Raw genomic sequence first — 25,069 nt, forward strand, 5'->3', positions numbered from 1 at the left:
AGGGTGGCATTGTCGTCTCTCCTGAAGCCAAAAACATTGCGTTAGCACATTATTGCCAGCGAGAAATCTCAATCACCTCTCCGCCGGGCGGGATATCTTCCTCATCATGCGTAACCAGCACCACCGGGATCTTGCGCTGGCGAGTGGTTTCGAATACCCACACCCGGAATGAGGCGCGGAGCGTTTTATCCAGTCGGCTGAACGGTTCGTCGAGCAGCAATGCCTGCGGCTGGGCGAGAAGGGCGCGCAGCAGGCTGACCCGGGCGCGCTCGCCGCCGGAAAGGGTCGCCGGATCGCTGACATAGTGGTTTGCCAGCCCGGCAGATTCAAGAGCCTGCTCTACCGCGTCGCGCCGCGCGCGTCCGGCAATGTGCGCCGGCAACGCCAGCATCAGGTTTTGCCCCACGCTGAAGGCGTCAAACAGCAGGGCGTCCTGAAACAGAATGCCGATCCCGCGCGTTTCCACGGGGAGCATATCGCAGCGACGATCGTTCAGCCACAGCTCGCCGTGCGCCTTAAAATCAGCGGATAACGCGCCCACCATCCAGGCGAAAAGGGTCGATTTCCCGCTCCCGGAGGGTCCCATCAGCGTGAGAATCTCCCCTGCCGGGACGCGGAAGTTGACCTCACGTAAGAGTGGCGCAATGGTGAGATTTTTCACGTTCAGCATTAACGTAATCCTTGTCTGTGACGGCCCACGAGCCGGGCGAGCAGCGCGGCAAGGGCAAATACGCTGCTGGTTAACAGCAACAGACCCAGCGCCCGGCTGGCGAGGATCGGAACGCTGCCGCCGCTGCTGAGGGCGACCGCCTCCGTCGTCAGAGTAGTAAAACGACCCGCTCCCAGCCAGAGGGTGGGCATGTACTGGGCCATGCTCACGGAAAAGCCGGTGGCAAAGGCCAGCAGTGCCGGACGAACCATCAGGGGACATTTCACTAACCAGAAAATTTTCGCCTGTCGCCAGCCCAGCGTTCTGGCGGTGAGGATAAGCCGGGGATCGAGCCTGCGCCAGGCCGGTTGCAGCACCAGGAGCATCCACGGGAGAACCCAGAGCATATGGCTCCAGAGCACCGCAGCGTACTGGCCGTCGATGCCCAGCCACAGCGCCACGGCATACTGCCCGGACACGAGGGGCAGCGCCGGGAGGGCAAGCGGCAGCCAGATCCACACCGCGCCGCGCTGGGGTCCCCACTCAAGCCAGATCATGAGGATGGCCAGCGCTGTCAGGCTGGACAGCAGTCCCAGTGAAAGGCTGTCGCTGACGGGGCCGATGTCGCCCCGGCGTGCCAGCATCAGCAGAACCAGCGCACAGAGCACGCCGCATAGCGGCAGTAACCCGCCCAGCGTCCGTGCGGGCAACGCGGTATGCGAAGCGCGACGTACCCCCGAGACGTCAGGCTGGGCGCGCCGCCAAGCCGTCCAGAGGCTGTATCCCACCGCGGCAAGTGCGGCCAGCAGCAGGAGCAACACCAGACACAGCAACGTTCCTTTTGTCTGCTGCTGCGCATCGCCCTGCGTGAGCCACTGCCAGGCCAGCACCGCCAGCGTAGGTGGGTTGCCCGGCCCGAGCACGATCGCCACATCCACCACGGAAAGCGACCAGGCGAGCACCGCCAGCATCACGGCGCCCAGCGCGGGGGCGATAGCCGGGAGGACGAGCCAGTTAAGCGCCTGCATTCGTCCGTAGCCGAAGGTATGCAGGACAATTTTCTGCTGTGCGAGGCGCTTTTCAGGCAGTGCGGCGTAGATTGCCCACAGAACGAACGCGCTCTCTTTGACCGCAAGCGTCAGGCCAAGCCCGATACCGTAGCGGTCAAGCTGCGGCGAACAGACTGTACAGATCCGGTAAAACTGACCGCCTTCCGCAAACAGCAGCAGCGCGCTGGTGGCGAAGGCGACGTGCGGCACGGCTAACAGCCACGGCAGACGGGTGCTCAGGCGCTGCCAGCCATCACCCGGCCAGAGAAGCGCAAGCAGGCTCAGGGCGATAAACAGTGAACCCAGCGTCGCGATGAGGGTTGATACCAGCGTAGCGGCCAGCGCCTGCGGCAGCTGCGGGTCGGCAAACAGCGCCGCCCAGTTACTGAGAGAAAACGCCGGGGCCAGCAGCATGCCGCTGGCGGGAAGCAGTGGCAGATAGATGACCGCCATTGCCGCCCATACCAGCCCGCTTAGCGGGTTCCGTAGCGGCGAAGCCATTCCTGCTCCAGGGCGTTAACCCAGGCGGCGTGCGGTTCGGGAAGCACATCAGGCGTGCCTGAAGGGGTAAAGGCATGAAGCTGTTTTGCCGCTTTCGCAGGTAGTTTGGCACCATCCAGCACGCTCGGGTCACCCCAGACGGCAGGATCGGCTTTGCGGATCTGCGCCTGCGGTGACAGCAGGAAATTTGCCACCACTTTCGCCCCTGCGCTCGCACTGGCATTTGCCGGGATAGCGACAAAATGGACGTTGCCGATCATGCCTTTGAGAAAGCCGAAACTGTAGCTGTCGGCAGGCAGTTCACCGCTCGCCACCTTTTGCTGCGCGTGGGCGGGGTTAAAGGTGAGCGACAGGTTCAGGCTGCCGCTGGCCAGCAGCGTATCCATGCGCGCAGGCGATGGAGGAAAATCGTTCCCTTCGCGCCACAGCAGGGGATGCAGCGTATCAAGATAGTCCCACAGCGGCGCGGTGATCTCTGCAAAGGTGCCGTCCGGCGCGTTTTTTAACGCCTCCGGATGGGCGGTCAATGCCAGCAGAAGCTGTTCAAGAAACGCCGTGCCGGTAAAATCCGGCGGTCGCGGATAGCTCACCTTGCCAGGGTGCTGCTGAGCGTAAGCCAGCAGCGCGTGGGGATCTGCCGGAGGCGTCGGCGTACTCGCTTTACGAGCGATGAAGGTTAACTGCGCGCCGCCCCATGGGGATTCCGCCCCATCGGTCGGGATGGCAAAATCTTCCGTGACCGGTTTACGGGTATCGACGTAACGCCAGTTGGGCAGGGTTTGCGCCCAGCCGGTGAGCAGCAGGTTTGCCTCCTTCAGCGTGCGGAAGTTTTCCCCGTTAACCCAGAGTAGATCCACCGACCCGTTACTGCTGCGTCCTGCGGCCTGTTCCGTCTGGATCCGCTTCACCGCATCGGCGGCATCGGCCAGATGAACGATCTTCAGGTTAATGGCGTAGTGCGTTTTCATCTCGCCGCTCACCCAGTCGAGGTAGCGGTTAACGGCCTCGTCACCGCCCCAGGCGTTAAACCAGACGGTCTGCCCGGTGGCCTGTTGCTGAATGGATTGCCAGCTTTCTGCGGCGAAGGCAGAGGTTGCCAGCAGCAGACTCGTCAGAAACGCGCAAAAACGCACCCGGCGCATAATGCCTCACTTTTTAATCGAAGGGATGTAACGGGAAAACAGCCAGCGAGTGACCAGCGGTAATAACCCTAATAGTGTAAAGGCGAACAGCAGTCCCGGCGACAGAATATCGCGCAGCGTGGTGAGTTTTCCCAGCTCGCGTCCGGCGTTCAGATAAATGACGGTGGCAGGTAGCATCGCAAGCTGGCTGACCCACCAGTAGTGACGCACCTGGATACGGGTTAGCCCCATCAGCAAATTGACCAGAAAGAACGGAAACAACGGCATCAGGCGCAGGGCAAAAAGGTAGCGCGCGCCATCGCGAACCATCCCCACATCGATCGTGTTCATCTGTGCGGCAAAGCGCCGTTGCACCCAGTCACGCAGCAGATAACGGCTGACGAGCATGGCAAGCGTGGCGCCGAGCGTCGAGGCCAATGACACCAACAGCGTCGCCTCCCACAGGCTGAAAATCGCCCCGCCGAGCAGCGTCAGAAGCGCAGCCCCGGGTATCGACAGCGCAGAGACCAGAACGTAAACCGCAAAATAGATCAGCGCGCTCTGAAGGGGCGCCTGCTCCACACGATCGAGCAACGTTTGCTGGTGTATTTTTAGCGTGTCGAGGGAGAGCATGCCCGGAGGAAGCAAAACAACGATTAAAACAAATGCGCCCAGAAGGGCGCACAGGAGACTGATTTTTTTAATATTCACTGAGGATTACAGCTTGAACGTTGCCCATACCGGCGCATGGTCGGACGGTTTTTCCATGCTGCGAATATCATAGTCGATACCGGTTTCGATGCAGCGTTCGGCCAGGGGGGCGCTCGCCAGCAGCAGATCAATACGCAGGCCCCGGTTGTCATCGAAGCCTTTTGAGCGGTAGTCAAACCACGAGAAGCGATCCTGCGTCTCCGGGTTAGCGGTGCGGAAGGTATCCACCAGCCCCCAGTCAAGCAAGCGCTGCATCCACTCGCGCTCTTCCGGCAGGAAGGAACATTTCCCGGTGCGCAGCCAGCGCTTGCGGCTGTCTTCGCCAATGCCAATGTCCAGATCAGTCGGGCTGATATTCACATCCCCCATGATCAGCACCGGATTATCTTTGTTGAGTTCGGTCGTAAGGTAGTTTTGCAGATCCTGATAAAATTTGGCTTTGGCCGGGAATTTGGTCGGGTGGTCGCGGCTTTCACCCTGCGGGAAGTAACCATTAATCACAGTGATGTTACCCAGCGGGGAAGGCAGCTCAGCCATGATGAGACGACGCTGTGCTTCTTCACCGTCACCCGGGAAGCCACGACGTACCGACACCGGCGTATCTTTGGTCAGCAGCGCAACGCCGTAGTGGCCTTTCTGACCGTGGTAAAAAACGTTATAGCCCAGCTTCGCTACCTCTTCGAGCGGGAACATATCGTCGTGAACTTTTGTCTCCTGCAAGCCGATCACATCTGGCTGATGTTGCTCAACAATCGCTTCGAGCTGGTGAGGGCGGGCACGCAGGCCGTTGATATTAAAAGAGACAAATTTCATAGTCGCTGCCAATGCAAGGTGAATAGTGCAAGGATGGTAGCAGAATTTACGTCGTCTGTTATCCGCTTCGCCCAATTACTGCGACAGATAATGCCGACGGTGCAATATTTGCACCATTTCGACGCGTTTTGCCCTCGAACAGGGCGTAAAGGACCGATAAATTTCGCGAGCGATCACAATTCCAGAATTATATTTGGCATGTGCATACTCTTTCTTGTTTTCGTGCGGCAAAGCGCCGCTTGCTGTAAAAATATTCACTATTTATGCATTAATAGTGAATAACTCCATATTGTAACTCATTGATATTCTGTTACCCAAATCCGTTTATGCATTTTTATCGCTGGCTGGCACGAACGCTGCAATCTACATTCACAGTGCAAACACTCAATTATTTAACATTTAAACAACCTTTTATTTACCGGATGAGGTCGCTATGTCTCTGTCAGTTACGCGTGAAAATTTTGATGAATGGATGATGCCGGTATACGCTCCGGCGGCTTTTATTCCGGTACGTGGGGAAGGCTCTCGCCTGTGGGATCAGCAGGGCAAAGAGTATATCGACTTTGCGGGTGGGATTGCGGTGAATGCGCTGGGGCATGCAAACCCGGCGCTGCGGCAGGCGCTGAATGATCAGGCGGCGAAATTCTGGCATACCGGCAACGGTTATACCAACGAACCGGCGTTACGTCTGGCGAAGAAGCTGATCGACGCCACTTTCGCAGAAAAAGTCTTTTTCTGTAACTCCGGCGCGGAAGCGAACGAAGCGGCGCTGAAGCTGGCGCGCAAATATGCGCACGATAAATTCGGCCCGCACAAGAGCGGCATCGTAGCCTTTAAAAATGCCTTCCATGGCCGCACGCTGTTTACCGTCAGTGCGGGTGGTCAGCCCTCATATTCTCAGGATTTTGCGCCGCTGCCGCCGGATATCCGTCATGCGGCGTATAACGATTTACACTCTGCCAGCGAGCTGATTGACGACACCACCTGTGCGGTGATTGTCGAGCCCATGCAGGGGGAAGGCGGCGTCATGCCCGCCCAGAAAGCGTTCCTGCAAGGGCTGCGCGAGCTGTGCGATCGGCATAACGCGGTCCTGATTTTTGACGAAGTCCAGACCGGCGTGGGCCGCACGGGTGAGCTGTACGCCTACATGCACTATGGCGTGACCCCGGATGTGCTTTCAACAGCCAAAGCGCTCGGCGGCGGCTTCCCGGTGGGGGCGATGCTGACCACCGATACATTCGCCAGCGTGATGACCGTGGGCACCCATGGCACCACTTACGGCGGTAACCCGCTGGCAACCGCTGTCGCCGGACAGGTGCTGGATATCATCAACACTCCTGAGGTGCTTAGCGGCGTGAAGCAGCGTCACCAGTGGTTTGTTGAGCGTCTTACCGCCATCAATAACCAGACCGGCATGTTCAAAGAGATCCGCGGTCTGGGGCTGTTGATAGGTTGTGAGCTTGCCCCTGAGTTTGCTGGCAAAGCGAAGCTGATTTCACAGGAAGCGGCAAAGCAGGGCGTGATGGTGTTGATTGCCGGCGCTAACGTGGTGCGGTTTGCCCCTGCGCTGATCGTCAGTGAGGAAGAGGTCAGAACCGGGTTAGATCGTTTTGCGCTGGCCTGCGAACAGGTGAAGTCCGGGGTGTCATCATGATGGTCATCCGTCCCGTTGCGCACGGCGATCTCGCCGGGCTTATGCAGCTTGCCGGTAAGACAGGGGGCGGGCTGACCTCGCTGCCTGCCGATGAAAAAACGCTGTCGGCGCGCATTGAGCGCGCCCTGCAAACCTGGCAGGGGACGTTGCCAAAAAGCGAACAGGGCTATGTGTTCGTGCTGGAAGAGACCGACACGGGAACCGTGGCGGGGATTTGCGCCATCGAGGTGGCCGTCGGGCTTAACGATCCGTGGTACAACTACCGCGTCGGCACGATGGTCCACGCCTCGAAAGAGCTGAACGTCTACAACGCGCTGCCGACGCTTTTTCTCTGTAATGACCATACCGGCGCCAGCGAACTCTGCACCCTGTTTCTCGATCCGGACTGGCGCAAAGAGGGTAACGGTTATCTGCTCTCCAAATCGCGCTTCATGTTTATGGCCGCCTTTCGCGACCGCTTCAACGAAAAAGTGGTCGCGGAGATGCGCGGCGTAATTGATGAGACGGGCTACTCGCCGTTCTGGGAGAGCCTGGGCGAACGCTTCTTCTCCATGGAATTCAGCCGGGCGGATTACCTGTGCGGTACCGGTCAGAAGGCGTTTATCGCCGAGTTAATGCCGAAGCATCCTATTTATACCCATTTCTTAACGCCGGAAGCGCAGGCGGTGATCGGCGAAGTTCACCCGCAAACCGCTCCGGCCCGTGCAGTGCTGGAGAAAGAGGGTTTTCGCTACCGTAATTACGTCGACATCTTTGACGGCGGCCCGACGCTGGAATGCGATATTGACCGCGTACGCGCCATCCGAAAAAGCCGCCTGGTTGAGGTTTCAGAAGGCCAGCCCGCGCCGGGCGAGTGGCCAGCCTGCCTGGTCTCGAACGAGAATTACGCCAACTTCCGCGCCATGCTGGTGCGAACCAACCCAACATGCGAGCGTCTGGTACTGACGGCTGCGCAACTGGATGCCCTGAAATGTAACGCTGGCGACACGGTTCGCCTGGTGCGGCTCTGCCCTGAGGAGAAAACAGCATGACTCTATGGATTAACGGTGACTGGGTAACGGGCGAAGGTGATGCGCGGACAAAAACTAACCCGGTCGGCCAGGAGGTGCTCTGGTCGGGGAGCGACGCCAGCGCCGGGCAGGTTGAGCAGGCCTGCCAGGCTGCACGCCGCGCGTTTCCGGCATGGGCGAAACGGCCATTCTCCGAGCGCCAGGCGCTGGTTGAGAAATTTGCTGCGCTGCTGGAGGCCAATAAAGCAGAGCTGACCCGCATCATTGCCTGCGAAACCAGCAAGCCGCGCTGGGAGGCAACAACCGAAGTGACGGCGATGATCAATAAAATCGGTATATCGGTGAAGGCGTACCACGCCCGCACCGGTGAGCAGCATACCGGGATGCCGGACGGCGCCGCCACGTTGCGCCACCGTCCGCACGGGGTGTTGGCGGTGTTTGGCCCGTACAACTTCCCCGGGCATCTGCCGAACGGGCATATTGTGCCTGCGCTGCTGGCGGGAAATACCGTCATCTTCAAGCCGAGTGAGTTAACCCCCTTAACCGGAGAAGCGGTGGTAAAACTCTGGGAGCAGGCGGGGCTGCCGCCGGGCGTGCTGAATCTGGTGCAGGGCGGGCGTGAAACCGGTCAGGCGCTGAGTGCGCTGAGCGACATTGACGGTCTGCTGTTTACCGGCAGTGCCGGAACGGGTTATCAGCTGCATCGTCAGCTGGCGGGGCAGCCGGAAAAAATTCTGGCGCTGGAGATGGGTGGCAACAACCCGCTGATTGTGGAAGATCCGGATGATATCGATGCTGCGGTCCACCTGACCATTCAGTCGGCATTCATTACCGCCGGACAGCGCTGCACCTGCGCCCGCCGCCTGCTGGTTAAACGCGGCGCGCAGGGGGATGCGTTTCTTAAGCGTCTGGTGGAGGTGAGCGGGCGTCTGGTTCCCGCGAAATGGGATACCGAGCCGCAGCCGTTTATCGGCGGGCTGATCTCCGGGCAGGCGGCGCTGAACATGCTGAAAGCGTGGCAGGAGCACGTGGCGCGCGGGGCGAAAACCCTGCTGGAGCCGAAGCTGGTTCAGCCGGGCACATCGCTGCTGACGCCGGGGATTATTGAGATGAGTGCGACGAGCAACGTGCCGGATGAAGAGGTCTTTGGCCCGCTGCTGTGCGTCTGGCGCTATGACGATTTTGCATCGGCGATCGAGATGGCCAACAACACCCGCTACGGCCTGTCGAGCGGCCTGATATCCCCGCATCGCGAGAAATTCGACCAGCTGCTGCTGGAAGCGCGCGCCGGGATCGTGAACTGGAACAAACCGCTGACCGGCGCGGCGAGCACCGCGCCGTTTGGTGGCGTAGGGGCATCGGGCAACCATCGCGCCAGCGCCTGGTATGCCGCCGATTACTGCGCGTGGCCGATGGCAAGCCTGGAAACCCCGGCGCTGACGCTGCCGGAGACGTTGAATCCGGGGCTGGATTTTACAGAGGGTGACGCCCATGAAAGCGCGTGAGGTTAACTTTGACGGACTGGTGGGGCTGACGCACCACTATGCCGGGCTGTCGTTCGGCAATGAAGCTTCGACGAAGCACCGTTTCCAGGTCTCGAACCCGAAGCTGGCGGCCAAGCAGGGGCTATTGAAAATGAAGGCGCTGTCCGATGCCGGTTTCCCGCAGGCGGTGATCCCGCCGCAGGAGCGGCCGAACGTGGCCGTGCTGCGCCAGCTGGGCTTCAGCGGTACGGATGAACAGGTGGTTGAAAAAGCCGGTACGCAGTCCCCACAGCTGCTTTCCGCGGCCAGTTCAGCCTCTTCAATGTGGGTAGCGAATGCCGCCACCGTCGCGCCGTCGGCGGATACGCTGGACGGCAAAGTGCATCTGACTGTCGCTAACCTGAACAACAAATTCCACCGCGCCAGCGAAGCGGAGACCACCGGGCGCGTGCTGCGCGCCATTTTTAATCATGATGCGCATTTTGAGGTGCATTCGGCGCTGCCGCAGGTCGCGATGTTTGGCGACGAAGGGGCGGCAAACCACAACCGTCTGGGTGGCGATTACGGCGATCCGGGTTTGCAGCTGTTTATCTATGGACGGGAAGAGGGCGGCCACGCCGCGCCGGTTCGTTATCCGGCGAGACAAACCTTAGCCGCAAGCCAGGCGGTTGCACGGCTGAACCAGGTTAATCCTACTCAGGTGATTTTTGCCCAGCAAAATCCGCAGGTGATCGACCAGGGCGTTTTTCATAACGACGTGATTGCCGTTTCCAACCGTCAGGTGCTGTTCTGCCACGAGCAGGCGTTTGCCCATCAGGAAAAGTTGCTGGCCACGCTGCGCGAACGCGTGCCGGGATTTATGCCGATTCAGGTGCCCACGCAGGCGGTAAGCGTGCAGGATGCGGTCGAAACGTATCTGTTCAACAGCCAGCTGCTGAGCCGGGATGACGGCAGCATGATGCTGGTGCTGCCGCAGGAGTCCCGCAACCATCAGGGCGTCTGGCGCTATCTCAGCGAACTGGTGCAGGCGGATAACCCGATTGATGAACTGCGCGTGTTTGATCTGCGGGAAAGTATGGCCAACGGCGGGGGACCGGCGTGCCTGCGACTGCGCGTGGTGTTAACGCCGGAGGAAATGCAGGCCGTGAATCCGTCGGTGATGATGAACGACACGCTGTTCAATACCCTCAATGACTGGGTGGACCGCTACTATCGTGACCGTCTGGTTCAGGCCGATCTGGTTGATCCGCAGCTGCTGCGCGAAGGCCGCGAGGCGCTGGATGCATTATCGACCATCCTGCAACTGGGATCGGTTTATCCGTTCCAGCGCTAAGGAGACGATATGGAAAACTTTCTGGCGCTGACGCTGGCTGAAGAGACACCGGAGCGGCACGAGGGGGAAGGCCCTTCGTTCCACTGGCGATGGCTGGGGCCGGGCGTGCTTGAACTGACGCCGACGTGGCAATATAACCTGTCGCTGCTGCTTTCTACCGGCATTCACGGGAATGAAACCGCGCCCGTGGAGATTGTCGATCTGTTGCTGCGCGCGCTGTATCGCGCAGAGATCACGCTGCACTGCCGTCTGCTGGTGGTACTGGGAAATCCGCCTGCGCTGGCGCAAAACAAACGGTATCTCGTGAGCGACATCAACCGAATGTTTGGTGGCCGCTGGGCGCAATTTCCACAGAGTGATGAAACGACACGTGCGCAATGGCTGGAGAAGGTGGTCACGGCGTTTTTTGCCGGGGCGGGGGAGACGCGCTGGCACCTCGATCTGCATACCGCCATCCGCGCCTCGTACCACGTACGTTTTGGCGTGTTACCGCAGCGCCATCAGCCGTGGGATGAGGCGTTTCTGACCTGGCTTGGCGACGCGGGACTGGAAGCGCTGGTTTTCCACCAGACGCCGGGGGGCACGTTTACCCACTTCACCTGCGAGAATTTCGGCGCGCTGTCCTGCACGCTGGAGCTGGGAAAAGCGCTGCCGTTCGGGCAAAACGACCTGACGCGTTTTGCCCCTACGCATCAGGCGCTTCGGGCGTTGCTCGCAGGGGTTGCGCCGGAACCCACCCGGGAACCTGTCGTGCGCTATCGGGTCGTACAGCAGATCACGCGTCAAAGTGAAGCTTTCCAGCTTCATATGGCGCCCCATACGCTGAACTTCACGCCGTTTCGCCAGGGCGTCCTGCTGGCGGAAGAGGGTGAGACGCGCTATGCGGTACAGAACCCCACGGAATATGTTTTATTTCCTAACCCGTCAGTCGCGTTTGGTTTACGAGCCGGGTTGATGCTGGAAAAAATGCCCTGATCGTCTCCCCTCGCGCAGACCGGAGGGGAAACGAAGAATTAATTTCTTAACGTTAAAAGCGCTCTGGAAGTGTTTGCGGAATATTCCTGGAGAATTGCTTTATTATTAAACGGCACTTCGCTATACTCCTCCACAATCTCTTTAAAATCATCCTGTTGAATATTTTTGTTTCATCTCTCCACGCTTTTTCCTTAATTTCTCCATAATTGGCGAAAACGTGTTTTTTATACTTTCATTGTTTTACCGTTGCTCTGACTAATTGACGATAAACCCCGTAAAGTTAATCTCGTCAACACGGCATAGCGCCGAAGAATAACTGAAAGTAAGGAAAGACATTATGCGTAAATTAACTGCACTGTTTGTTGCCTCTACCCTGGCTCTGGGCGCTACCAGCATGGCGTTCGCCGCCGATACCGCGACCACTACCGCCGCGCCGGCAGAAGGCAAAATGATGATGCATCATAAAGGCAAGCCGGGTATGCATCATGAGATGATGATGTTTAAAGATCTGAACCTGACCGATGCGCAGAAGCAGCAGATCCGCGACATCAGGAAAAGTCAGCGTGACCAGATGAAACGTCCTCCGCTGGAAGAGCGCCGCGCGATGCATGACATCATTGCCAGCGACAGCTTCGACAAAGCAAAAGCAGAAGCGCAGATCGACAAAATGGCCGAGCAGCATAAAGCGCGCATGCTGGCCCACATGGAAACCCAGAACAAGATTTACAACATTCTGACGCCGGAACAGAAAAAGCAATTTAATGCCAATTTTGAGAAGCGTCTGACAGAACGTGCAGCGCCGGAAGGTAAAATGCCTGCACCAGCCGAATAATCGGTTCACTCTCTTAAGACCGCCGGGCTCCTGTCTACACAAGCGAAAACGCTGTGGACAGGACCGGCGGTTTTTCTTTTGCCCCATGCCTAAGGTCTGGCCTTACCGTTGCCGATAATACGTCTGTGAAAATGCCCTGGCGCACGGTGCGTCCTTCAGGAGTGGTCATGGAATTCTTTGATATCCGTAAAATACCCGTCAGTCTCTGGCGTAACGGCGCGGGCGAGACGCGTGAGATTTGCTGTTTCCCTCCCGCGACGCGGGATTTTTCCTGGCGGGCCAGCATCGCCTCCATCGCCAGTAACGGCGAATTCTCCGCGTTTCCGGGCGTTGACCGGGTGATTACGCTGCTGGAAGGCGGCGAGGTGACGCTGGATGCGGGGAGGGCGTTTTGCCATACCCTGAAACACCATCAGCCTTACGGCTTTGCGGGCGATTTGACGGTGAAAGCCGTGCTCACGGAGGGGCAGATGTCGATGGATTTCAATGTCATGACCCGACGGGAGCACTGCCAGGCAAAAGTGCGCGTTGCTACCCGAACGTTCACTACCTTCGCATCACGCGGTGGCGTGGCGTTCGTATTAAGCGGCGCCTGGCAACTGGGCGATAAATTACTGACCGCCGATCAGGGCGCCAGCTGGCAAGAGGGCAGCCATACCCTCCGTCTACTGGAAACGAAGGGGTCGCTGCTGTTCAGTGAAATTACCTGGCTGCCGGGTCATTGAGCATGACTATCTCATATTTACCGGTTAACAGCGGCTTACAGAGAATTTTGTAGCCATCCTGATCGAACCCGGCAGGTGTGCGCAGCAGGGCGGCAGCGTCATCCAGACTTTCAACCGCGCCAAGCCAGAGCCAGTTGCGGATGACGTGATAGTGCGTCATCGCATCGCGGGTCTCTTTCAACGCCACCGCGCCTTCCCACGGCCAGCAGTTGACGCTGATTGAGGCCAGGCCAGCCATAAACCGGGCATGATGTTCTTCAACGCTCTCTTTTCCACAGCACGCCCCGGCGCAGCGTTTCAATGCGGAGCGGAAACAGGCGCGACCGCGGGTAGTCGCTTCCAGTCCTAACAGGCCGTAACAAAGCTGTAATTCATCAGCAAGGGATTGCAGAGTTTGCAGTGCGGCACGTTTGTTGGCAAACAGACCGTAAAGATTCGGTTCATGCGAAAAATCCACTTCCCGGGCATAAACGACCTGCGGTTTTCCCGCGTTAACCTGCAAGGAACACAGCTGGCGGTTGCGGCGCAGACGTTTGTTAAACAGCGGCTGCTGTTCCTTGATGAGCCGGGCTTCGAGCAGAAGCGCGCCCAGTTCACCTGCCGTCTCGATCCAGGTGATCCGCCGGGACTGTCTGAGCATCGACGCTTCGTCCGGCGTACGCAGGTGCGACATCACCCGAGTGCGGATATTTACGCTTTTGCCGATATAGAGCGGCATGGTGTCGCTGTCGCCGTGGAAGAAATAGACGCCAGGCTGTTTAGGCAGCGCCTCAAGCCAGGGGCGAAGATGCTCGGGATATTCGTAGATAGCCGCCGCTTCAAACTCAAGACGCGGGGCGGATTGACGCCTGCTCACATACTGCTCCATATACTGTTCAGGCATACAGTGTAGCAGGTGTTTGGTGGTTAAAAAAGAGCCGGGTGGCGGCTACGCCTTACCCGGCCTGCAAAACTGAGTTACCGTTTTGCTTTTACTTTTTCCAGAAATCATCAAACACCGTAATGGGTGGACGGCGTTTGTGCTCGGTTTTCAGATACCAGCCTTCAATAATTTTTGCGGTACCTTCGTCGAGCGTTTTGCCTTCCAGATAATCATCGATGTTGTCATAGGTCACACCCAGCGCGGCTTCATCCGGCAGGGAAGGGCGATCGTCTTCCAGGTCTGCCGTTGGCGCCTTCTTATACAGGTGCTCCGGGCAGCCCAACGCCGCCAGCAGTTGCTTACCCTGACGCTTGTTCAGGCGGAAGAGGGGGTTGATGTCCGTGCCGCCATCGCCGTATTTGGTGAAGAAACCGGTGATGGCTTCCGCGGCGTGGTCGGTGCCGACGACGACCCCTTTGGTCATCCCTGCGATACTGTACTGCGCTTTCATGCGCTCACGGGCTTTCTCGTTGCCACGAACAAAATCGCTCAGTTCAATACCGGCTTCACGCAAGGCCTGCTCGCTTGCCAGTACCGAACCTTTGATGTTTACGGTAAGAACACGGTCCGGCTGAATAAAGGCGATCGCATCCTGACAGTCCTGCTCGTCGGCCTGCACGCCATACGGCAGACGTACGGCAATAAATTGCAGTGCGGTGTCACCGGTCTCGTCACGCAGCTCGGTGATGGCCATCTGGCTAAGTTTACCGGCCAGAGTGGAGTCCTGACCGCCGCTGATACCCAGTACCAGCGTCTTCAGGAAAGGGTGTGCGGACAGGTAAGCTTTCAAAAAATCAACGCTACGACGGATCTCTTCATTGGCATTAATCGCAGGTTTCGCGCCCAGCGCCTGAATAATTTCTTGTTGCAGAGCCATTACGCCCTCCCTATGCAGAACCAAACAGAAAGTGTGATCTGTTAAAACTAACCCTTTGTCGGGGAAACGACAAGGATCACAGTTTTGAGTGTACTGTTTTACAGCGATTTAGCAGCTTATCGTTGTTTTATTAGAATTTTCCGAAATTCGTCTGGCGTAACTCGTAAAGTTGAACAATAGTAATTTTTATCCCATGCTTAGTTAACACGCTGATAAACAAGAGGACGGAATATGAACAAGAACGTAGCAGGAATTTTAAGCGCAGCGGCGGTACTGACTATGCTGGCTGGGTGTACAGCTTACGATCGCACCACAGATCAGTTCACACAGCCAGTGGTAAAAGACGTCAAAAAAGGCATGACGCGCTCCCAGGTTGCAGCCATTGCCGGTAAACCTTCTTCAGAAGTCACTATGATCCACGCGCGTGGCACCTGCCAGACCTATATTCTGGGTCAACGTAATGGTAAGGCAGAAACCTACTTTGTCGCCCTGGATGATACCGGTCACGTGATCAATTCGGGTTACCAAACCTGCGCTGAATATGACACCGATCCACAGGCACCTAAGGCGCAGTAACCGCGCTTGCCTGAAAGTGTTAACAAACCGGCCTGATGGCCGGTTTTTTTATGCATACGTAAATCTTATTTCTTAGCGCGAAATATTTGCCTGAAATGTGAAGGTAGTCAACAAGCCAGGTCAATGAGAGACAATTTGAGTCTATCCAGAATTATCCCCTCCCTGTACCATTGCGTATACTCACTTCAACGACAAACAATGTTCAGCACACTGCCCGTCAGCCAGGATAGCGAGTCGAGTGATAGCGCGACGGCGGTCAGACCAATAAGAGGGAAATTATCATGGAAAAGAAACATATCTACTTGTTCTGCTCTGCGGGCATGTCCACTTCGCTGCTGGTTTCAAAAATGCGCGCGCAGGCCGAAAAATATGAAGTCCCTGTGGTGATTGAGGCGTTTCCGGAAACGCTGGCGGGCGAAAAGGGTCAGACAGCAGATGTAATTTTACTCGGGCCGCAAATCGCTTATATGCTGCCAGAAATTCAACGTTTGCTCCCTAATAAGCCGGTCGAAGTGATCGATTCCGTTTTATACGGCAAGATTGATGGTTTAGGTGTATTAAAAGCTGCTGTTGCGGCGATTAAAAAAGCTGCTAATTAATTTTTTATTTTTCCCGTCAAAGAGTTATTTCACACACAATACGCCGTAACGGTCGTTGCGGCATTTAAGGGTATTTTCCTATGAGTAAAGTCATCGCTTCACTTGAAAAGGTACTCCTTCCTTTTGCTGTTAAAATAGGAAAGCAGCCTCACGTTAATGCCATTAAGAACGGCTTTATTAAATTAATGCCGTTGACATTAGCCGGGGCAATGTTCGTTTTAATTAACAACGTTTTTCTCAGCTTTGGAGAAGGTTCCTTTTTTTATTCATTAGGAATTAGGTTAGATGCTTCCACTATTGAAACCCTTAATGGTTTAAAAGCCATTGGCGGCAACGTATACAATGGTACGTTGGGTATTATGTCGCTAATGGCGCCTTTCTTTATTGGAATGGCGCTGGCGGAAGAGCGTAAGGTGGATCCGCTGGCGGCAGGCTTACTGGCCATTGCCGCGTTTATGACCGTCACGCCGTACAGCGTGGGCGACGCTTACGCCGTGGGCGCCAACTGGCTGGGTGGGGCAAACATCATTTCCGGTATTATTATCGGACTGGTGGTGGCCGAAATGTTCACCTTTATTATTCGCCGCAACTGGGTTATCCGCTTGCCGGATAGCGTTCCGGCCTCCGTTTCTCGTTCATTTTCCGCGTTGATACCGGGCTTCATTATTCTCTCCATCATGGGGATTATTGCCTGGGCGCTCTCTCACTGGGGGACTAACTTCCACCAGATCATTATGGACTCTATCTCAACGCCGCTGGCGTCGATGGGTAGCGTGGTCGGTTGGGCGTATGTCATCTTTACCTCCCTGCTGTGGTTCTTCGGCGTGCATGGTTCACTGGCACTGGCGGCGCTGGACAGCGGTATTATGACCCCGTGGGCACTGGAAAACGTCGCGCTTTACCAGCAGTACGGCTCCGTCGATGCGGCGCTGGCGGCCGGTAAAACCTTCCATGTGTGGGCGAAGCCGATGCTTGACTCCTATATCTTCCTGGGCGGTACCGGGGCGACGCTGGGTCTGATCATCGCGGTCTTTATTGTCTCTCGCCGCGCCGACCATCGTCAGGTTGCGAAGCTGGCCCTGCCGTCAGGCATCTTCCAGATTAACGAGCCGATCCTGTTTGGTCTGCCAATTATCATGAACCCGGTGATGTTCATTCCATTCATCCTGGTTCAGCCGCTGCTGGCCGCGATTACGCTGACGGCATACTACCTGGGCATTATCCCGCCGGTGACCAACATTGCGCCGTGGACGATGCCAGCTGGTCTGGGCGCGTTCTTCAACACCAACGGTAGCGTGGCCGCCTTCCTGCTGGCGATATTCAACCTCGGGATTGCAACCCTGCTCTACATGCCGTTCGTGGCGATTGCGAACAAGGCTGCAACGGTTATCGATGAAGAAGAGAGCGAAGAGGATATCGCCCTCGCACTGAAATTCTAAAATTGCACGGCGCGGGGCAGCCCGCGCCAGCGTAAAGGAGCTTAAAGATGTTAGATTTAGAGAGTATCGTTGCCGAAGAAACCGCAGTGAACGATTTGGAAGAGGTGGTGATGGGGCTCATCATCAATTCCGGGCAGGCGCGAAGCCTGGCGTATGCGGCGCTTAAGCAGGCTAAGCAGGGCGATTTTGTTGCCGCGAAAACCATGATGGAGCAGTCCCGTACGGCGTTAAACGAAGCGCATCTGGTGCAGACGAAACTCATCGAAAGCGACCAGGGCGAAGGAAAGATGAAAGTGAGTCTGGTGCTGGTACATGCGCAGGATCACCTGATGACCTCCATGCTGGCGCGCGAGATGGTAGCGGAGCTCATCGAGCTTCACGAGAAGATGCAGTAAGTCTGAACAGGCACCAGGAGGTCAGCACGATGGAAATCAAAACCGCACATGAGCAGCAGCTGTTTAATGGCAAGAATTTTCACGTGGTGATTTACAACAAAACGGAGAGCGCCAGCGGTCTGCACCAGCATGACTACTACGAGTTCACGATTGTTCTGACCGGCCGCTACTATCAGGAGATTAACGGTAAGCGCGTCCTGCTTGAGCGTGGCGATTTCGTCTTCCTGCCGATGGGGTCCTATCACCAGAGCTTTTATGAGTTTGGTGCGACGCGCATTCTTAACGTAGGGGTGAGCAGGCGTTTCTTCGAGAAGCACTATCTGCCGCTGGTTCCGTTCTGCTTTGTGGCGTCACAGGTGTATCGCGTTAAAAATGAGTTTATGACCTGGATTGAAACGGTTATCGCCTCGCTGAATTTCCGCGACAATGAATTTGATGAATTTATTGAAACCGTGACGTTCTACGTCATGAACCGTCTTCGCCATCACCGTGAAGAACAGCAGGTGGTGGATGATATTCCTCAGTGGCTGCGCAGTACCGTGGAGCTGATGCACGACAAAGGACAGTTCAGCGATAACGCCCTGGAAAACATGGTGGCGCTGTCGGGTAAATCGCAGGAATATTTAACGCGCGCCACGCAGCGCTATTACCGTAAAACGCCTGTTCAAATTATTAATGAAATCCGCATCAATTTTGCCAAAAAACAGCTGGAAATTACTAACTACTCTGTCACCGATATCGCTTACGAATCGGGTTACAGCAGCCCCAGCCTGTTTATTAAAACCTTTAAGAAAATGACTTCATTCACACCGAACAGTTACCGCAAAAATTTAACGGTAATTAATTAACTTTCGGCGGTTTATCCGCCAGGAATATTGACGTAATGGCTTGCCCAAATAGCGGGAAGAGTACGCTATACCTTGCAGGCGATTACCCTGATAAGCTAAGGGAGAGTTTATGCAAAAGAAATTAAAAGTCGTAACCATTGGTGGCGGCAGCAGCTATACCCCGGAATTACTTGAAGGTTTCCTGAAACGTTATCATGAATTACCGGTCAGCGAATTATGGCTGGTGGATGTTGAAGAAGGTCAGGAGAAGCTAAATATTATTTTTGAACTGTGCAAACGCATGGTTGAAAAAGCAGGCGTGCCTTTAACCGTGCATAAAACGCTGGATCGCCGCCTGGCGCTGAAAGATGCTGACTTCGTGACCACCCAGCTGCGCGTCGGCCAGCTGAAGGCGCGTGAGCTGGACGAGCGTATTCCGCTGAGCCACGGTTATCTGGGCCAGGAAACCAACGGGGCAGGTGGCCTGTTTAAAGGTCTGCGTACTATTCCGGTCATTTTTGACATCATTAAAGACGTGGAGGAGATCTGCCCGAACGCTTGGGTGATTAACTTTACCAACCCGGCCGGGATGGTCACCGAGGCAGTCTATCGTCACACCGGTTTCAAACGCTTTATCGGCGTCTGCAATATTCCGATCGGCATGAAGATGTTCATCCGCGATGTGCTGGCGCTAACCGATAACGATGAATTGTCCATTGACCTGTTCGGCCTGAACCACATGGTCTTTGTCAAAGATGTGATTGTGAACGGGCAATCGCGCTTTGCGGAGCTGCTTGATGGCGTTGCCTCTGGTCGCCTGACCGCGGCCTCGGTGAAAAACATCTTCGATCTGCCGTTCAGCGAAGGGCTGATCCGCTCCCTGAATCTGCTGCCGTGCTCGTATCTGCTTTACTACTTCAAGCAGAAAGAGATGCTGGCGATTGAAATGGGCGAATACTACAAAGGTGGCGCACGCGCTCAGGTTGTACAGAAAGTAGAGAAGCAGCTTTTTGATTTGTATAAAGATCCGAACCTGAACGTCAAACCGAAAGAGCTTGAGCAGCGCGGTGGGGCATACTATTCAGATGCCGCGTGTGAAGTGATCAACGCCATTTACAATGACAAGCAGGCCGAGCACTATGTGAACGTTCCGCATCATGGGCACATCGACAATATCCCGGCAGACTGGGCCGTGGAGATGACCTGCATCCTTGGGCGCGAGGGTGCAAAACCGCATCCCCGCATTACCCACTTCGACGATAAGGTGATGGGCCTGATTCACACCATTAAAGGCTTTGAAGTGGCGGCGAGCAATGCGGCCCTGAGCGGCGAGCTGAATGACGTGCTGCTGGCGCTGAACCTGAGCCCGCTGGTGCATTCTGACCGTGACGCTGAAAAACTCGCGAGTGAGATGATCCTGGCGCATGAGAAATGGCTGCCAAACTTTGCTGCAACGGTTGAGAAACTGAAACTCACACACCGTTAAGAGGAGGCGCGATGGAAAACCTGCTGATCGTCAATGCCGATGATTTCGGCCTGTCAAAAGGGCAGAACTACGGCATTATCGAAGCCTGTCGCCAGGGCGTCGTGACCTCTACAACAGCGCTCATCAACGGTGAGGCGGTGGAACATGCGGCGCAGCTAAGCCGTGAGTTGCCCGAACTGGGCGTGGGCATGCACTTTGTGCTGACGCTTGGGTTGCCCCTTTCACCGATGCCGGGGCTGACGCGCGACGGGCAACTGGGTAAATGGATTTGGGAAATGGCGGAGCAGGACGCTTTACCGCTTGATGAGATTGCCCGCGAGCTGGACTGCCAGTTTAACCGCTTTGTGGATGTGTTTGGCCGCGAGCCCACCCATATCGACAGTCATCATCATGTGCATATGATCCCGGCGATTTTCCCGCTTGTGGCAGAATTTGCCCAACGTAAAGGCGTGGCGATGCGCGTGGATCGGGAGGTGCGCGGACTGCCGGACGTTGCGGTGACGTCAACGGAGGGGTTCAGCAGCGCATTTTATGGCGACGATATCGACGAAGCGCTGTTCCTGAAGGTGCTGGATGCCTCCGCCGCAAAAGGGGAGCGCTCGCTTGAGGTAATGGCGCATCCGGCGTTTGTCGATAACATCGTACGTAAGAGCGCCTACTGCTGGCCGCGTCTGGCGGAACTGGACGTGCTAACGTCGGCGTCGTTGAAGTATGCGATTGCCGAGCGTGGGTATCGTCTGGGGACGTTCAGGGATTTGTGAGCAAAATAAAGCCCGGGGACGGCTTCGCCTTACCGGGCCTACAACATCAGTCGAAATATAGGCCGGGTAAGCGTAGCGCCACCCGGTTTTTTTTACGCCGGTATCTGGTCAATCTTGCTGCTGCGCGACCACACGCGGTGCGCGGCGAGCAGGTCAAACAGCCGGGTCATAAACGCATCGTCAATGTTATCACCTTCGACAATGCCTTCTTCCCCTTGATCCGGTACCTTCAGCAGCGATTTAAACTTCCGCGCATCGCCTGCGAGGGCGATTGGCTTCAGGTGCTTATAGGCTTCCAGCAGATAATAGGCGGCATCACCGTTACCGAGCAAACTCTCAACGTCGCCGCACGGCATAATCACCGCATCAACCGTCAGGGACGGTGCCCCGGCGAAGGTCGCAGCAATCGGCAGGACGGAGCCATCATCGGCCGTCACTTCACCCATGCGTGAGTAAAGCAGTTTGGCATGTACGCCCTGAGTCTTGAGCGCCCTCATGATCCCCAGCACGTCGCTGGCGCGCGGTTTATCGTTCAGCAGGATAGCCACTACGCGGCCTTTGATCGACCCGCCAGGTACCGCGTACAGGCTCAGGGACGGATCCTTCTTCAGCCCGTTCACGTCTTTAGGCGGTGCAGCATGGCATTGCTCGTCAGTCAGCGTAATGCCGAGATTATTCGCCACGCCCTGAGCAAGCTGGATATCAATATGCGCCAGATGGTCGACCACGCGCTCGCGAATGTAGGTACGCACCACTTTGCTCAGCTCGAAGCTGAAGCCGCCGATAATGTGCTGCTGTTCGATCGGGGTCTGGCTGTTCCAGAACAGGCGAGGCTGAGCGTAATATTCGCCGAATGACGGGCTGCGCTCGCGAATTTTTGTTCCGTCCACGCGCTCCTGATACGACTCGAATCCGCCACGTTTTGGCCCCGGCGGGGTTTCACGCGGCCAGTTATCGTTAATGGAGTTCGGCTCGTAGTTCGCCGGGTTGGTATCGATATCCTGGCGATGCATCCCGTCACGCTGGAAGTTATGGTACGGACAGGTCGGACGGTTGATTGGGAGCTCATGGAAGTTAGGTCCACCAAGACGGCTGATCTGCGTATCGGTGTAAGAGAACAGACGACCCTGCAGCAGCGGATCGTTGGTGAAGTCCAGCCCCGGCACAATATGGCCCGGGTGGAACGCTGCCTGCTCATTTTCCGCGAAGAAGTTATCCGGGTTGCGGTTAAGCACCATTTTACCCACCAGCTGAACCGGCACCAACTCTTCAGGAATAAGCTTGGTCGGGTCGAGCAGGTCGAAGTCGAATTTGAACTCGTCTTCTTCCGGGATCAGCTGTAATCCCAGCTCGTATTCCGGGAAATCACCGGCTTCAATGGATTCCCACAGTTCGCGACGGTGGAAGTCCGGATCGCGTCCAGTCAGCTTCTGCGCTTCATCCCACACCAGGGACGCTTTCCCCGCGACCGGTTTCCAGTGGAAACGCACAAACGTCGCTTTACCTTCAGCGTTAATCAGACGGAAGGTATGAATACCAAAGCCTTCCATAGTGCGATAGCTGCGTGGGATCCCCCGGTCAGACATCGCCCACATCACGTTGTGAAGGGTTTCCGGTTGCAGGGAGACGTAGTCCCAGAAAGTGTCATGCGCACTTTGTCCCTGCGGTATGGCCCAGTGTGGTTCTGGTTTTACCGCATGGACAAAGTCAGGGAACTTATGCGCGTCCTGTATGAAGAAAACCGGGGTGTTATTCCCGACGAGGTCGAAAATGCCCTCTTCGGTATAGAATTTGGTGGCGAAGCCGCGGATATCACGCACCGTGTCGGCCGAACCCGCGCCGCCCTGTACGGTAGAGAAACGCACAAACACCGGTGTGATTTTGTTCGCATCGGAAAGGAAATCTGCTTTGGTGAGCTCCTTCAGGCTCTTGTACGGCTGGAAATAGCCGTGCGCCGCGGAGCCGCGAGCGTGGACGATACGCTCAGGGATACGCTCATGGTCGAAATGGGTGATTTTTTCGCGCAGGATGAAATCTTCCAGCAGCGTCGGGCCGCGCGTTCCGGCGCGCAGGGAGTTCTGATCATCGGCAATGCGAACGCCCTGGTTCGTGGTCAGCGCATGGCCTTCACCGCCCTTGCGGTGAGGATCGAGCGATTTCAGCTTTTCGTTTTCCGTTTCCGGGGCTTTCATGCTGCCCGGGGCGGTAGGCTGTTCACCCGGTGCGGAAGGACCCGGTGATGGTTTGTGTGAGCCGTCGGCTGGGGCAAGTGAGTCCATTCCCGGTTGAGATTCTTCAGTCCCATGAATGGGTGACTGATGTGGTTTATCATTGTTCGACATTGCACGCTTCTCCTTTGTTCATTCCTAAAAACCCTATTAAGGATAGAACAATGTTAAGAATTAGCAGGCGAACTAAGCGTTTTCAGATATTGATTAGCGAAAGGAGCCATCTGCGATACGTCAGGCGCGACGGGCGGGGGGAGAATCGGCTATGATAGAAATTTCCTGCTTTAAGAATTTGCTTTAGTGAACCCGTCGCTTATGAAACCTCTTCGTCAACAAAACCGCCAGGTTATTAGCTATGTACCCCGCGTTGAGCCCGCGCCGCCAGACCATGCCCTGAAGGTGGATGGTTTTCGCGATGTCTGGATGCTGCGGGGTAAATACGTTGCCTTCGTGCTGATTGGCGAGCACTTCCGTCGCTCCCCTGCGTTTACGGTGCCGGAATCGGCGCAGCGATGGGCAATGCAGACCCGCCAGGATGAAGAGGTTGAAGAATAACAGCCATAAAAAAACCGCCCGATGGCGGTTTTTTTATTTCAGCAGTGATTAACGATGTGCCAGTTCGGCATCATCTTCACTGTCGAGAATCGTTTTGTCGGTCTGCTTCAGCCACTGGCTGGTCAGGGTACCGGCGGTCATTGAACCACTCACGTTCAACGCGGTACGACCCATATCGATCAGTGGTTCAACAGAGATCAGCAGGGCAACCAGCGTTACCGGCAGCCCCAGCGCAGGCAGAACGATCAGCGCAGCGAAGGTCGCGCCGCCGCCCACGCCCGCAACACCGGCGGAGCTAATGGTCACGATACCGACCAGCGTCGCAATCCAGACCGGATCCAGCGGGTTAATACCTACGGTTGGGGCAACCATCACGGCCAGCATCGCCGGGTAGAGACCCGCACAGCCGTTCTGCCCGATGGTGGCGCCAAAGGAGGCCGAGAAGCTGGCGATAGACTCGGGTACGCCCAGACGACGTGTCTGTGCTTCCACGTTCAGCGGAATCGATGCCGCGCTGGAACGGCTGGTGAAGGCGAAGGTCAGCACCGGCCAGACTTTGCGGAAATATTTCAGCGGGCCAACGCCGTTCACCGCCAGCAGGATGCCGTGCACAACAAACATGATGCCCAGACCGAGGTACGAGGCAATCACAAAGCTGCCAAGCTTGATGATGTCTTGCAGGTTAGAACCTGCCACGACTTTGGTCATCAGCGCCAGGACACCGTACGGCGTCAGCTGCATGACCAGACGCACCAGCTTCATTACCCAGCTTTGCAGGGTATCGATGGCAGTCAGAACCCGCTCGCCTTTCGGCGCATCGTCCTTCAGCAGCTTCAGCGCAGCCACGCCCAGGAACGCAGCGAAGATCACTACGCTGATAATGGAGGTTGGGCTTGCACCGGTCAGGTCAGCAAACGGGTTTTTCGGAATGAAGGAGAGCACCATTTGCGGAACGGTCAGATCGGCCACTTTACCCACGTAGTTGGTCTCAATCGCCGTCAGACGCGCGGTTTCAGCGCTACCCTGCACCAGACCTTCAGCAGTCAGGCCAAACAGATTGGTAACCAGCACACCCACCAGCGCCGCAATCAGCGTGGTGAAGAGCAGGGTGCCAATGGTCAGGAAACTGATTTTACCCAGTTGAGAAGCATTATGCAGGCGGGCTACGGCGCTCAGAATTGAGGCGAATACCAGCGGCATAACGATCATTTGCAGCAGCTGTACATAGCCGTTACCGACAATGTTGAACCACTGAATGGAATCTTTCAGTACCGGGCTGTCGGAGCCGTAAATAGCGTGTAAGGCCAGGCCAAACACCACGCCCATGACCAGACCAACCAGTACCTTTTTCGCCAGGCTCCACTGTTTGTGGCGAGCCTGGGCGAGAAGCAATAGCAATACGACGAACACAACAATGTTCGCGATGAGTGGAAAATTCATCCCCGTTCTCCTGATTTATTATACGGTCGGTTTTTACCGAACCTGTTGGCGCAAGGTTATCAGAAGTGTGATGTGGCGCTTATATCCATATGGAATGGTTTATGACA

General features: G+C 56.4%; 24 protein-coding genes. 15 read left to right on the plus strand and 9 right to left on the minus strand.

What is annotated here, in order from left to right; genetic code table 11:
• Window positions 1-49: 49 nt before the first annotated feature.
• Genes ACNQ0T_RS08685 through xthA form a run of 5 tightly spaced genes read right to left on the minus strand, consistent with a single transcriptional unit; the run spans window position 50 to window position 4,844 of the window.
• Window positions 50-670 (minus strand): ATP-binding cassette domain-containing protein, encoded by a 621-nt coding sequence (locus tag ACNQ0T_RS08685; protein WP_161177320.1) that lies wholly within the window; start codon window positions 668-670, stop codon window positions 50-52.
• Window positions 670-2,199, minus strand: coding sequence for a thiamine ABC transporter permease (locus ACNQ0T_RS08690; RefSeq protein WP_161177321.1), 1,530 nt, complete (start codon window positions 2,197-2,199; stop codon window positions 670-672). The genes ACNQ0T_RS08685 and ACNQ0T_RS08690 overlap by 1 nt, the downstream gene beginning before the upstream one ends.
• Entirely contained in the window at window positions 2,172-3,341 is a 1,170-nt protein-coding gene (locus ACNQ0T_RS08695; RefSeq protein WP_192935506.1) for an ABC transporter substrate-binding protein, read from the minus strand. The genes ACNQ0T_RS08690 and ACNQ0T_RS08695 overlap by 28 nt, the downstream gene beginning before the upstream one ends.
• A gap of 6 nt (window positions 3,342-3,347) precedes the next feature.
• Complete coding sequence (locus ACNQ0T_RS08700) at window positions 3,348-4,031, minus strand: TVP38/TMEM64 family protein (protein ID WP_045621419.1); 684 nt, start codon at window positions 4,029-4,031, stop codon at window positions 3,348-3,350.
• A gap of 6 nt (window positions 4,032-4,037) precedes the next feature.
• Entirely contained in the window at window positions 4,038-4,844 is an 807-nt protein-coding gene (gene xthA / locus ACNQ0T_RS08705) for an exodeoxyribonuclease III (RefSeq protein ID WP_023299900.1), read from the minus strand.
• 433 nt (window positions 4,845-5,277) lie between these two features.
• On the opposite strand from xthA, the gene ACNQ0T_RS08710 reads away from it, so the two are divergent.
• The 7 genes from ACNQ0T_RS08710 (at window position 5,278) to ves (ending at window position 12,857) form a co-directional block, all read left to right on the plus strand.
• Complete coding sequence (locus ACNQ0T_RS08710; protein WP_022647809.1) at window positions 5,278-6,498, plus strand: aspartate aminotransferase family protein; 1,221 nt, start codon at window positions 5,278-5,280, stop codon at window positions 6,496-6,498.
• The gene (gene astA, locus ACNQ0T_RS08715; RefSeq protein WP_022647810.1) at window positions 6,495-7,529 is read left to right on the plus strand and encodes an arginine N-succinyltransferase; all 1,035 of its coding nucleotides are present in this window, start codon (window positions 6,495-6,497) and stop codon (window positions 7,527-7,529) included. Before ACNQ0T_RS08710 ends, astA begins: the two co-directional genes overlap by 4 nt.
• A complete protein-coding gene (gene astD, locus ACNQ0T_RS08720; RefSeq protein ID WP_417929894.1) occupies window positions 7,526-9,013 on the plus strand; it encodes a succinylglutamate-semialdehyde dehydrogenase in 1,488 nt (495 codons plus the stop codon). Before astA ends, astD begins: the two co-directional genes overlap by 4 nt.
• Complete coding sequence (astB, locus tag ACNQ0T_RS08725) at window positions 9,000-10,325, plus strand: N-succinylarginine dihydrolase (RefSeq protein ID WP_045307971.1); 1,326 nt, start codon at window positions 9,000-9,002, stop codon at window positions 10,323-10,325. Before astD ends, astB begins: the two co-directional genes overlap by 14 nt.
• 9 nt (window positions 10,326-10,334) lie before the next feature.
• The gene (gene astE, locus ACNQ0T_RS08730) at window positions 10,335-11,300 is read left to right on the plus strand and encodes a succinylglutamate desuccinylase (RefSeq protein WP_417929896.1); all 966 of its coding nucleotides are present in this window, start codon (window positions 10,335-10,337) and stop codon (window positions 11,298-11,300) included.
• Window positions 11,301-11,637: 337 nt separating this feature from the next.
• The gene (gene spy / locus ACNQ0T_RS08735) at window positions 11,638-12,132 is read left to right on the plus strand and encodes an ATP-independent periplasmic protein-refolding chaperone Spy (protein WP_022647814.1); all 495 of its coding nucleotides are present in this window, start codon (window positions 11,638-11,640) and stop codon (window positions 12,130-12,132) included.
• A 167-nt stretch (window positions 12,133-12,299) separates the two neighbouring features.
• Window positions 12,300-12,857, plus strand: coding sequence for an environmental stress-induced protein Ves (gene ves / locus ACNQ0T_RS08740; RefSeq protein WP_022647815.1), 558 nt, complete (start codon window positions 12,300-12,302; stop codon window positions 12,855-12,857).
• Here the strand turns inward: ves and cho are convergent.
• Window positions 12,835-13,713 carry an excinuclease Cho gene (cho, locus tag ACNQ0T_RS08745; RefSeq protein WP_074133504.1) on the minus strand — a complete coding sequence of 293 codons (879 nt, stop codon included), beginning with the start codon at window positions 13,711-13,713 and terminating at the stop codon, window positions 12,835-12,837. The genes ves and cho overlap by 23 nt on opposite strands.
• Before the next feature lie 115 nt (window positions 13,714-13,828).
• On the minus strand, window positions 13,829-14,656 hold the full coding sequence (gene nadE, locus ACNQ0T_RS08750; RefSeq protein WP_022647817.1) for an ammonia-dependent NAD(+) synthetase: 828 nt from the start codon (window positions 14,654-14,656) through the stop codon (window positions 13,829-13,831).
• Window positions 14,657-14,887: 231 nt separating this feature from the next.
• On the opposite strand from nadE, the gene osmE reads away from it, so the two are divergent.
• The 7 genes from osmE to chbG all read left to right on the plus strand — a co-directional run bounded on the left by osmE (window position 14,888) and on the right by chbG (window position 20,739).
• Window positions 14,888-15,232 carry an osmotically-inducible lipoprotein OsmE gene (gene osmE / locus ACNQ0T_RS08755; RefSeq protein WP_022647818.1) on the plus strand — a complete coding sequence of 115 codons (345 nt, stop codon included), beginning with the start codon at window positions 14,888-14,890 and terminating at the stop codon, window positions 15,230-15,232.
• Window positions 15,233-15,507: 275 nt separating this feature from the next.
• Window positions 15,508-15,831 carry a PTS N,N'-diacetylchitobiose transporter subunit IIB gene (gene chbB, locus ACNQ0T_RS08760; RefSeq protein WP_225303350.1) on the plus strand — a complete coding sequence of 108 codons (324 nt, stop codon included), beginning with the start codon at window positions 15,508-15,510 and terminating at the stop codon, window positions 15,829-15,831.
• Window positions 15,832-15,911: 80 nt separating this feature from the next.
• On the plus strand, window positions 15,912-17,270 hold the full coding sequence (gene chbC / locus ACNQ0T_RS08765; RefSeq protein ID WP_320684125.1) for a PTS N,N'-diacetylchitobiose transporter subunit IIC: 1,359 nt from the start codon (window positions 15,912-15,914) through the stop codon (window positions 17,268-17,270).
• A gap of 47 nt (window positions 17,271-17,317) precedes the next feature.
• Window positions 17,318-17,665, plus strand: a complete 348-nt coding sequence (chbA, locus tag ACNQ0T_RS08770) for a PTS N,N'-diacetylchitobiose transporter subunit IIA (protein WP_022647820.1) — start codon at window positions 17,318-17,320, stop codon at window positions 17,663-17,665.
• A gap of 2 nt (window positions 17,666-17,667) precedes the next feature.
• Window positions 17,668-18,513, plus strand: coding sequence for a transcriptional regulator ChbR (gene chbR, locus ACNQ0T_RS08775; protein WP_255248587.1), 846 nt, complete (start codon window positions 17,668-17,670; stop codon window positions 18,511-18,513).
• Between the two features lie 109 nt (window positions 18,514-18,622).
• Entirely contained in the window at window positions 18,623-19,978 is a 1,356-nt protein-coding gene (locus ACNQ0T_RS08780; RefSeq protein WP_417929898.1) for a 6-phospho-beta-glucosidase, read from the plus strand.
• A gap of 11 nt (window positions 19,979-19,989) precedes the next feature.
• Window positions 19,990-20,739 carry a chitin disaccharide deacetylase gene (gene chbG, locus ACNQ0T_RS08785; RefSeq protein ID WP_154848674.1) on the plus strand — a complete coding sequence of 250 codons (750 nt, stop codon included), beginning with the start codon at window positions 19,990-19,992 and terminating at the stop codon, window positions 20,737-20,739.
• A 92-nt stretch (window positions 20,740-20,831) separates the two neighbouring features.
• Here chbG and katE read toward each other — a convergent pair whose 3' ends face one another.
• A complete protein-coding gene (gene katE / locus ACNQ0T_RS08790; protein WP_417929900.1) occupies window positions 20,832-23,081 on the minus strand; it encodes a catalase HPII in 2,250 nt (749 codons plus the stop codon).
• Between the two features lie 201 nt (window positions 23,082-23,282).
• Between katE and cedA the strand changes: the two genes are divergently transcribed.
• The gene (gene cedA / locus ACNQ0T_RS08795; protein ID WP_022647825.1) at window positions 23,283-23,522 is read left to right on the plus strand and encodes a cell division activator CedA; all 240 of its coding nucleotides are present in this window, start codon (window positions 23,283-23,285) and stop codon (window positions 23,520-23,522) included.
• Window positions 23,523-23,570: 48 nt separating this feature from the next.
• Here cedA and tcyP read toward each other — a convergent pair whose 3' ends face one another.
• Entirely contained in the window at window positions 23,571-24,962 is a 1,392-nt protein-coding gene (gene tcyP / locus ACNQ0T_RS08800) for a cystine/sulfocysteine:cation symporter (protein ID WP_022647826.1), read from the minus strand.
• Window positions 24,963-25,069 lie beyond the last annotated feature (107 nt).

The organism is Enterobacter cloacae complex sp.6700776, assembly GCF_048284255.1.
Taxonomy (GTDB): domain Bacteria; phylum Pseudomonadota; class Gammaproteobacteria; order Enterobacterales; family Enterobacteriaceae; genus Enterobacter; species Enterobacter intestinihominis.